The sequence below is a fragment of the Streptomyces sp. NPDC054834 genome, assembly GCF_053611185.1.
In genome coordinates this window covers 1-7,322 of the sequence record NZ_JBSGZV010000103.1, presented here as the reverse complement: position 1 = coordinate 7,322, position 7,322 = coordinate 1, and the positions used below count along the sequence as shown (strand labels likewise).

Annotated in this window: 9 protein-coding genes and 1 pseudogene; 4 read left to right on the top strand and 6 right to left on the bottom strand. The window is 71.2% G+C overall.

Going from position 1 to position 7,322, the window contains the following annotated elements:
• A partial coding sequence (locus ACWGJM_RS48775; protein WP_453418236.1) for a hypothetical protein occupies positions 1–243 on the top strand: 243 nt, incomplete at its 5' end.
• Positions 244–464: 221 nt separating this feature from the next.
• On the opposite strand, the gene ACWGJM_RS48770 is transcribed toward ACWGJM_RS48775, so the two are convergent.
• Positions 465–1,193, bottom strand: a complete 729-nt coding sequence (locus ACWGJM_RS48770; protein ID WP_453418235.1) for an alpha/beta fold hydrolase — start codon at positions 1,191–1,193, stop codon at positions 465–467.
• Positions 1,194–1,351: 158 nt separating this feature from the next.
• Here ACWGJM_RS48770 and ACWGJM_RS48765 point away from each other — a divergent pair, with 158 nt between their 5' ends.
• Positions 1,352–1,744 carry a winged helix-turn-helix transcriptional regulator gene (locus tag ACWGJM_RS48765; RefSeq protein ID WP_453418234.1) on the top strand — a complete coding sequence of 131 codons (393 nt, stop codon included), beginning with the start codon at positions 1,352–1,354 and terminating at the stop codon, positions 1,742–1,744.
• 177 nt (positions 1,745–1,921) lie between these two features.
• Here ACWGJM_RS48765 and ACWGJM_RS48760 read toward each other — a convergent pair.
• A pseudogene (locus tag ACWGJM_RS48760) lies at positions 1,922–2,062 on the bottom strand (SAM-dependent methyltransferase); the annotation flags it as partial.
• 26 nt (positions 2,063–2,088) lie between these two features.
• Between ACWGJM_RS48760 and ACWGJM_RS48755 the strand changes: the two are divergent.
• Positions 2,089–2,517, top strand: a complete 429-nt coding sequence (locus ACWGJM_RS48755; RefSeq protein WP_453418233.1) for a membrane dipeptidase — start codon at positions 2,089–2,091, stop codon at positions 2,515–2,517.
• A gap of 264 nt (positions 2,518–2,781) precedes the next feature.
• Entirely contained in the window at positions 2,782–3,144 is a 363-nt protein-coding gene (locus ACWGJM_RS48750; RefSeq protein ID WP_453418232.1) for a hypothetical protein, read from the top strand.
• Positions 3,145–3,256: 112 nt separating this feature from the next.
• On the opposite strand, the gene ACWGJM_RS48745 is transcribed toward ACWGJM_RS48750, so the two are convergent.
• The 4 genes from ACWGJM_RS48745 to ACWGJM_RS48730 form a co-directional block, all read right to left on the bottom strand.
• Positions 3,257–3,928 (bottom strand): response regulator, encoded by a 672-nt coding sequence (locus ACWGJM_RS48745; RefSeq protein ID WP_453418231.1) that lies wholly within the window; start codon positions 3,926–3,928, stop codon positions 3,257–3,259.
• The gene (locus ACWGJM_RS48740; protein WP_453418230.1) at positions 3,925–5,271 is read right to left on the bottom strand and encodes a sensor histidine kinase; all 1,347 of its coding nucleotides are present in this window, start codon (positions 5,269–5,271) and stop codon (positions 3,925–3,927) included. Before ACWGJM_RS48740 ends, ACWGJM_RS48745 begins: the two co-directional genes overlap by 4 nt.
• Before the next feature lie 89 nt (positions 5,272–5,360).
• The gene (locus ACWGJM_RS48735) at positions 5,361–6,215 is read right to left on the bottom strand and encodes an ABC transporter permease (RefSeq protein ID WP_453418229.1); all 855 of its coding nucleotides are present in this window, start codon (positions 6,213–6,215) and stop codon (positions 5,361–5,363) included.
• The gene (locus ACWGJM_RS48730) at positions 6,212–7,147 is read right to left on the bottom strand and encodes an ATP-binding cassette domain-containing protein (RefSeq protein WP_453418228.1); all 936 of its coding nucleotides are present in this window, start codon (positions 7,145–7,147) and stop codon (positions 6,212–6,214) included. The genes ACWGJM_RS48735 and ACWGJM_RS48730 overlap by 4 nt, the downstream gene beginning before the upstream one ends.
• Positions 7,148–7,322: the final 175 nt, after the last annotated feature.

Here is a 7,322-nt window from a genome sequence, read left to right as displayed (position 1 = left end):
GGCGGCCCACCGTCTTGGTGGGCCGCCCGACCACAGATGGTGCGGCAGAGACGGGCGGCGTCCAGCGTCGCGGCGCGGACATTCCTGCTTGCCACCGCGTCCCCTGTGCGAAACGGCTGGAACGAACCCTCCTCCTTGCGCACCGGGGAGCGCTCGCTCGGGCGTGACGATCTCGACGGTGGCGTCTGCTCGCGCGAGGGCCTTCACGGTGTCGAGTGCCTGGTGTCGCCGTGGTCGTCGTAGGCCGCCGCGCCGGTCGAACGAGTACTCGCGTCACGGACTCTCGGCGTGCTTTCCGTTCCAGGCGGTCTCGAGTGCCTGGACGAACGCTTCGGCCGGCTGGGCACCGGAGACGTGCGTGCTGCCCGTCGAGGAGGAAGAACGGGGCACCGGCAAACCGACTTCCTGTCGGGGCGGCGGTGCGGGGCTTCGGCTCGCTGTCAGGACCACGAATCCGGACGCTGCTAAAGGGCGAGCTCGAGCAGTAGTCCGCTCAGTTCTGTCGGCATGGTGATCATGCAGTCGTGCCCGGTCGGCAGTTCCCACACCTGTGCCGGGGAACCATTGGGCTGTATCGCGGGGACGGGCCGCCGTGTGATGCCGTCCGGCGTCGCACCGACGCAGTGAATGTGCGTGCGGGGAATCGCGTTCACGGCCGGGTTGTCCAGCCGGACCGGTTGCTGGAGGCAGCGCACCGGCTGATCCGAGAGCATCGCGCGCAGCCACGCGACGTCCGCCGGGTCGGTGACCCCGAACAGACCAAGAGGCGCGGGCATCTCGGGCAACGGCGGAATACGCCAGCCGCTGCCGGACGTCGCGGCCAGGTCGATCAGGTTCTGAGTCATGGGTTGAACGTCGACGGCGGTCTCGCCGTGCTGCGGGACCATCGCATCCAGGTACACCAGATGTGCGATCCGGTCCGGGACCTGGTTGGCCGCCGAGGAGACGACCAGCCCCGCGTAGCTGTGGCCCACGAGTACCACCTCGGTCAGGTCCTCCTCGTGGATCCGCCTGACGACGTCCTCGACGTGCGTGTCGAGCCCCACCTCGGGACTGAGCAGGTGCGTCTTGTCGCCGTAGCCGGTCAGCGAGGGTGCGAACACGCGATGTCCGGCCGACTCCAGCAGCGGGGCCACCCGCTCCCAACACCGGCCGCTGTGCCAAGCGCCGTGTACCAGCAGGAACGTTGACATGATTGGAACGATCTCCCTCTTCGGGGCGGAGAGGCACGGAAACTCGGTGGTTCCTGTTCGTGCCTCAGTACTCTTTGGGAACCAAGGTCATCGTGGTGCAGCTGCCACGCCTTGAGCAATAAGGCACATTTCGGTGCCCCGGTTCTCTGGAGGTAACCATGAACACACCGGGAAGCGAGTCGCGGCCTGCGCGGCAGGAGGACCCGTGCCGGACGCGCGAAGTGCTCGACATCGTCGGGGACAAATGGTCGCTGCTGGTCGTGCGCAACCTCAGCCAGGGACCGCGCCGCTTCACCGAACTCAAGCGAGCCATCGACGGAATCAGCCAGCGCATGCTCACCGTCACCCTGCGCAGCCTGGAACGCGACGGAATCCTCACGCGGACCGTACGCAACGTCATGCCGCCGCACGTCAGCTACGAACTCACCCCGATGGGCAAGACTCTCCGCGAAGCCACCGCACCCCTGCTGGAGTGGAGCACCGCGCACCTGGCACACATTGACGCCGCCCGCGTTGCGTACGACGCCCGCCCCGACACCCCGCGCGCGTAGCCTCCGCCTCGGGTCCTTCGCGTGGGCGATCGGCGTCCGGTGCGCGGCCATGCCGACTTCCGGCGTCAGGGACCACGGTGCCGGTCATGGCCACGGACGACTGGTTGACCGACACCCGAACCTCTTACGACGCGGTCGCGGTCAGCTGTGCCGGCCAAGTGCGCGCCGCCATCGACGGACACCGGTGCCTATGCCGATGCCGAAGGCGTCGACGCCGAGTCTGTCCAGGTGGGCGGTGACGTGTCCGGGACCGCAGCCGACATCCGCCACCGGTCCGCCGCCCGTGGCCCGCACGCTGTCCGCGAACAGTGCCAGAGCCGTGACAGGGCTACGGCGGCCACCCGATGAGGATCCATGTCCATCGCCGCCGGCCGGACCAGGTGGCGACCTGGCCGTGTGCCGCCGGATTTGAGGTCGAGGCGCTGATGCTGCTCGCCCCGGACCGACACCATCGAGCGCGCGATCGTCCGCTGCGGGCCGGCCCAACCCGCCCCGAGGTGACGGTCGTCCGGGTCGCCGACCACGTGGAGCACGCCCGCGAGGTGGCCGGCATGGACCACATCGGTCCCGGCGGCGACTACGACGGCGTGGACCACCAGCCGACCGGCCTCGCCGACGTCTCGGGCTACCCCGTCCTGCTGCGTGAACCCGCCGACCGCGGCTGGCCCCGGCCCAAGCCGGAGGCCCTGACCGGCCGCAACGTCCTCCGCGTCCTGCGCGGGGCCGAGGAGCGGGCCACCGAGCCCCTGTGGCCCGCGGTCCCGCTGCGGTGACGGACCGATGTCACGTGGACGGCATGGGGCCGGCCTGCTGGTGCGACCCACACCCAACTGGCTCGCGGTGGCTGCCGCTTGTGGGGACTGCCCGCACCCGAGGTCACCGCAGGCCGCGTGACAGCCGTCATTGACAAGGCGAATCCGGCCGAGTTGTCATGAACACATGATCTTGCGTCCTGGCGCCCGCCGCACTCGCCGTACCGATGGTTCCGCCCTCGGTGCCGGATGTAAAGCCTGTAGCGGGCTGGTGCGGAGAACGGTATGAAGCCCCGGAACTGGGCCGTCGCAGCGGGCATTTCGTTCCTCTCCTTGATGCTGATGTACGGATACGGCGCGTCGCGGATGTTCTCGCTGGACAAGCAGGAGGAATGCACCGTGGTCCTCCACCAGCCGTACGACTCGAAGTACGCCCTTGCGAAAGAGCAGTTCTTTCCGCTGACGCAGAAATGCAACGCGTCGTACGACATGGTGCCTTTCTTCGTCAATCCGTCCGTCGTTCTCCTCGTGGGTGTGACGTCGCTGTGCACGGTCGCGGCCGTGGCCGCGACCGTCCGGAGCCGGCGTGCCGTGCCGCTCCGCGCGAACTCACCGCGCCCTTCTCATCTCCAGGAGAACCGATCATGACCGAAACCACCGTCCGCCCCACTCGCCGTACCGTCCTGGGCGCCGGCCCGGCCTCGCGGGCGGACTCGCCCTGCGGGGCGCCGACATCCCGGCCGTGAGCGCCGCGCCCGCGTCACTCGGGTGCGTTCGGGCGGGCGAGTCCGAGGTCGTAAGCGAAGATCACGGCCTGGATGCGGTCGCGGGCTCCGATCTTGGCCAGGACGCGGCCGACGTAGGTCTTCACCGTGGACTCCGACAGGACCAGGCGCTCGGCGATCTCGCCGTTGGTCCAGCCCTGGCCGATGGCGACCAGGATCTCGTGCTCGCGTTCGGTCAGGGCGCGCACTCTCGGGTCGTCCACCGCTCCGACGGCCAGGGACGGCAGGTGCAGGGCGTGGGCGTCCAGCAGGCGGCGGGTGAGGGCCGGGGCGATGACGGCGTCGCCGCCCGCGACCGCGCGGATACCGGCCAGGAGTTCCTCGGGGTGTGCGTCCTTGAGGAGGAATCCGCTGGCTCCGGCGCGCAGGGCCGCGTGCGCGTACTCGTCCAGGTCGAAGGTGGTCAGGACGAGGACGCGGGAGCGGCCGCCGGAGGCGACGATGTGGCGGGTGGCTTCGATGCCGTCCATGCCGGGCATCCGGACGTCCATGAGGATCACGTCCGGGCGGAGTTCCGCGGCCATGCGGACGGCCTCGCCGCCGTGCGCCGCCTCACCGACGACCTCCGTCTCGGGGGAGCTCTCCAGGAGCATGCGGAAGCCGAAGCGCTGCAAGGGCTGGTCGTCCGCGATGAGCACGGTGGTCACACCGCACCTCCCGGACCGGACGGACCGGGAAGGTCGGCGAGCGGGGTGAGGTCGAGCGTGGCCCGTACCGTCCATCCGCCGTCCGGGGCGGGTTCCGCGGTGACGGTCCCGTTGTAGAGGGCTGCGCGTTCCTTCATGCCTGCCAGTCCGTGTCCTTCCTCGGCCGGTCCCGGCCGGCCGGGCCCTGCGCCTGGGCCGGTGTCGTGGACGTCGATCCGCACCCGGGTGTCCTCGACGGCCACCGTGAGCCGGATCCGGGTGTCGTGGCCCGCGTGTTTGAGGGCGTTGGTGAGGGCCTCCTGGACGATGCGGTAGACCGCCAGCTGGACACCGCGGTCCAGGACGTCCAGTTCGCCGCGGGTGCGGTGATCGACCTGGGGGCCGGCGGAGCGGATCCGGGCGCACAGGGCGTCGATGTCCGCGAGGCCCGGCTGGGGGCTGAGCTCAGGGGCCTGGCTCTGTTCGCGCAGGACGCCGAGGGTGCGGCGGAGTTCGCCGAGGGCCTGCCGTCCGGTGTCTCCGATCATGAGGAGGGCCTGCTTGCCGCGTTCCGGGGCGATGTCGGCCGCGTACGCGCCTCCGTCGGCGAGCGTGATGATGACGGACAGGTTGTGGCCGACGATGTCGTGCATCTCACGGGCCACCCGGGTGCGTTCGGTGACGACGGCCAGCCGGCTGCGCTGGTCGCGCTCGATCTCCAGACGGGCCGCGCGGTCGCGCAGGCCGGCGAGCTGGGCACGCCGGATGCGTACCGCGAGACCCAGCGCGACCGCGGCGATGATGGTGGTGCTCAGGAAGAACAGTCCGTCCACGATGGACACGTCCGCCCGCATCCGCACGGCGAGCAGCGCCAGCCCGCCCGCCGTCACGGCACAGGCGGCGGGCAGATGACGCAGCCGCCCGTGCAGGGCCAGGCTGTAGAGCGCGATCAGCACGGCGACGCCGGCGCGCAGCCAGGCACCCAGCGCGCACTGGACGAGGAACACCGCGGCGATCAGCGCGAACGCCGGCGAGGGCCGTCTGCGCCGCCACAGCAGGGGCAGCACCTGCCCGGCCTGCAAGGCGATGGTGGCCGCCAGGGACAGGTGGGTGAAGGCGCGGGCGAGGTCGTGCCGGTCGTGGTGGTGGGGCACCAGGTCCGGCACGCACAGCAGCGGGACCATGAGGAGGACCACCCCCGCGTCCAGCATCCACGGGTGGCCCCGGTCGGCCTGGCGCAGCCGCTGGCCGAGGCTGGACACCCGGTTGACCAGGGGGTGGTTCCAGACGGGATCCGCCCAGGCCTGGTAAGCCGCCCCGGCCTGGGCAGCGGGCCCGACCTGGGCGGAGTCGTCGCCGCTCATGGGTGTCACCCGTCCATCGTGGCGTACGGCGGCCGGGAGGTGCGTACCGGGCCGGGCCGGGTGCGCGCCGCCTGCGAGAGTGCGCCGCATCAGGCGTCGGTGCGCACCAGGCGGTACGCGGCCCCCGCGAGCGCGAGCGCGGTCCAGCAGAGGAAGACCAGGAGCCCGGCGGTCGGCGACAGGGTCGTCGAGTCGTGGGTCAGCGCGAACACCGACTCACCGGCGTTGCTGGGCAGGTACTTGCTGATGTCGTCCTGCCACGAGCCGGGCAGCAGCGTGACGAGGCCGGGCACCAGCATCAGCGAGGCGACCAGCACGGCGATGCCGCCCGCGACCGAGCGCAGCAGCGCGCCCAGGGCCACGCCGATCACGGCGACCAGGCCGAGGTAGAGGCCCGCGCCCAGCAGGGCGCGTACGACACCCGCGTGGGACAGCGACAGCGCCGCGGGCGTGCCGGAGACCACACCGGCGCCGATCGGGAACGCGACGAACACGCCGACGGTGGCGACGACCAGCGCCACCAGGCCGAACACCGCGGCCTTCGACCACAGCACGGGCAGGCGGCGCGGGACCGCGGCGAGCGTCGAGCGGATCATGCCCGTGGAGTACTCGCCGGCGGTGACCAGTACGCCCAGGACGCCCAGGGCGAGTTGCGCGAAGTTGGTGCCGAACAGGGACAGGCTCAGCGCGGTCGCGTTCGCGTCGTCCGGGCGCAGCTGTCGGCCCGAGGTGTACTCGGAGTGGTAGTGCACGGCGGCGATGACACCGAAGCCGATCAGGAACAGCAGGCCCAGGCCCAGGGTGATCCAGGTGGAGCGCAGGGACCACAGTTTGGCCCACTCCGAGCGCAGCACCCGGCGCGCGGTGACCTTGTAGGGCGGGCGCGGGCTGTGCCCGGGTGCCGGTACGGGCGTCACGCTCCCGCTCAGGGTCGTCTGGCTCATGCGGCGCTCCGGGGTGTCTCGACGGTGGTGGTGCCGTGGTATTCGACGGCGTCGCTGGTCAGGTCCATGAACGCCTGTTCCAGGGAGACGGTCCTGGAGCTGAGCTCGTACAGGGGGATGCCGTGCTCGGCGGCCTTGAGGCCGATGGCACGTGCCGTCAGGCCGGTTACCTGGAGTTCCTCGGAACCGATCGCGCCGGTGATCTCCACGCCGGGGCCGGCCAGGACCTCGCGCAGGCGGTTCGCCCGGTCGGAGGCGACCGTCACGGTGTCACCGCCGGCCTGGCGCACCAGTTCCTGCACCGTGGTGTCGGCCAGCAGGCGTCCGCGCCCGACGACGATCAGGTGGTCGGCGACCAGCGCCATCTCGCTCATCAGGTGCGAGGAGACGAAGACGGTACGGCCCTCGGACGCGAGCCCGGTGAGCAGGTTGCGGATCCACAGCACGCCCTCGGGGTCGAGCCCGTTGACCGGCTCGTCGAGCATGAGGGTGGCCGGGTCGCCCAGCAGGGCCGCGGCGATGCCCAGGCGCTGGCCCATGCCGAGCGAGAAGGCGCCGGCACGCCGCCTGGCCACGGACTGGAGTCCGGTCAGCTCGACGACCTCCTCCACCCGGCGGCGCGGGATGCCGTGGGTGTGGGCCTGCGCCATCAGATGGGCGAAGGCGGAGCGGCCCGGGTGGATCGACTTGGCCTCCAGCAGGGCGCCGACCTCCTGCAACGGAGCGCTGTGCCCGGCGTACCGCCTGCCGTTCACGGTCACGCTGCCGCTGGTGGGCGCGTCCAGCCCGACGATCATGCGCATGGTGGTGGACTTGCCCGCGCCGTTGGGGCCCAGGAAGCCGGTGACCGTGCCCGGCTTGACCACGAAGTCCAGGTGGTCGACCGCCGTCTTCTCGCCGTACCGCTTGGTCAGCTGCCGCGCCTCGATCATCGCCGCTCCCTTGCCTCGGGTGGTCGGACCCTTGCGGTCCCGTCACCGGCAACGCTAGGAGCGGCGGGGCCCGAAACCGTGGTACCGCGGTCATCAATGGCACGGGCGGGGTGGTACCGCGGTACTACCCCCAACGGGGCGCCGGCTCGGCCGGCCGCGGAAGGGAGGGCGGGTC

Excerpts from the sequence above, each read along its gene's own strand:
- ACWGJM_RS48770 (WP_453418235.1), bottom strand. The coding sequence starts at position 1,193 with ATGTCAACGTTCCTGCTGGTACACGGCGCTTGGCACAGCGGCCGGTGT.
- ACWGJM_RS48765 (WP_453418234.1), top strand. The coding sequence starts at position 1,352 with ATGAACACACCGGGAAGCGAGTCGCGGCCTGCGCGGCAGGAGGACCCG.
- ACWGJM_RS48755 (WP_453418233.1), top strand. The coding sequence starts at position 2,089 with ATGAGGATCCATGTCCATCGCCGCCGGCCGGACCAGGTGGCGACCTGG.
- ACWGJM_RS48750 (WP_453418232.1), top strand. The coding sequence starts at position 2,782 with ATGAAGCCCCGGAACTGGGCCGTCGCAGCGGGCATTTCGTTCCTCTCC.
- ACWGJM_RS48740 (WP_453418230.1), bottom strand. The coding sequence starts at position 5,271 with ATGAGCGGCGACGACTCCGCCCAGGTCGGGCCCGCTGCCCAGGCCGGG.
- ACWGJM_RS48735 (WP_453418229.1), bottom strand. The coding sequence starts at position 6,215 with ATGAGCCAGACGACCCTGAGCGGGAGCGTGACGCCCGTACCGGCACCC.
- ACWGJM_RS48730 (WP_453418228.1), bottom strand. The coding sequence starts at position 7,147 with ATGATCGAGGCGCGGCAGCTGACCAAGCGGTACGGCGAGAAGACGGCG.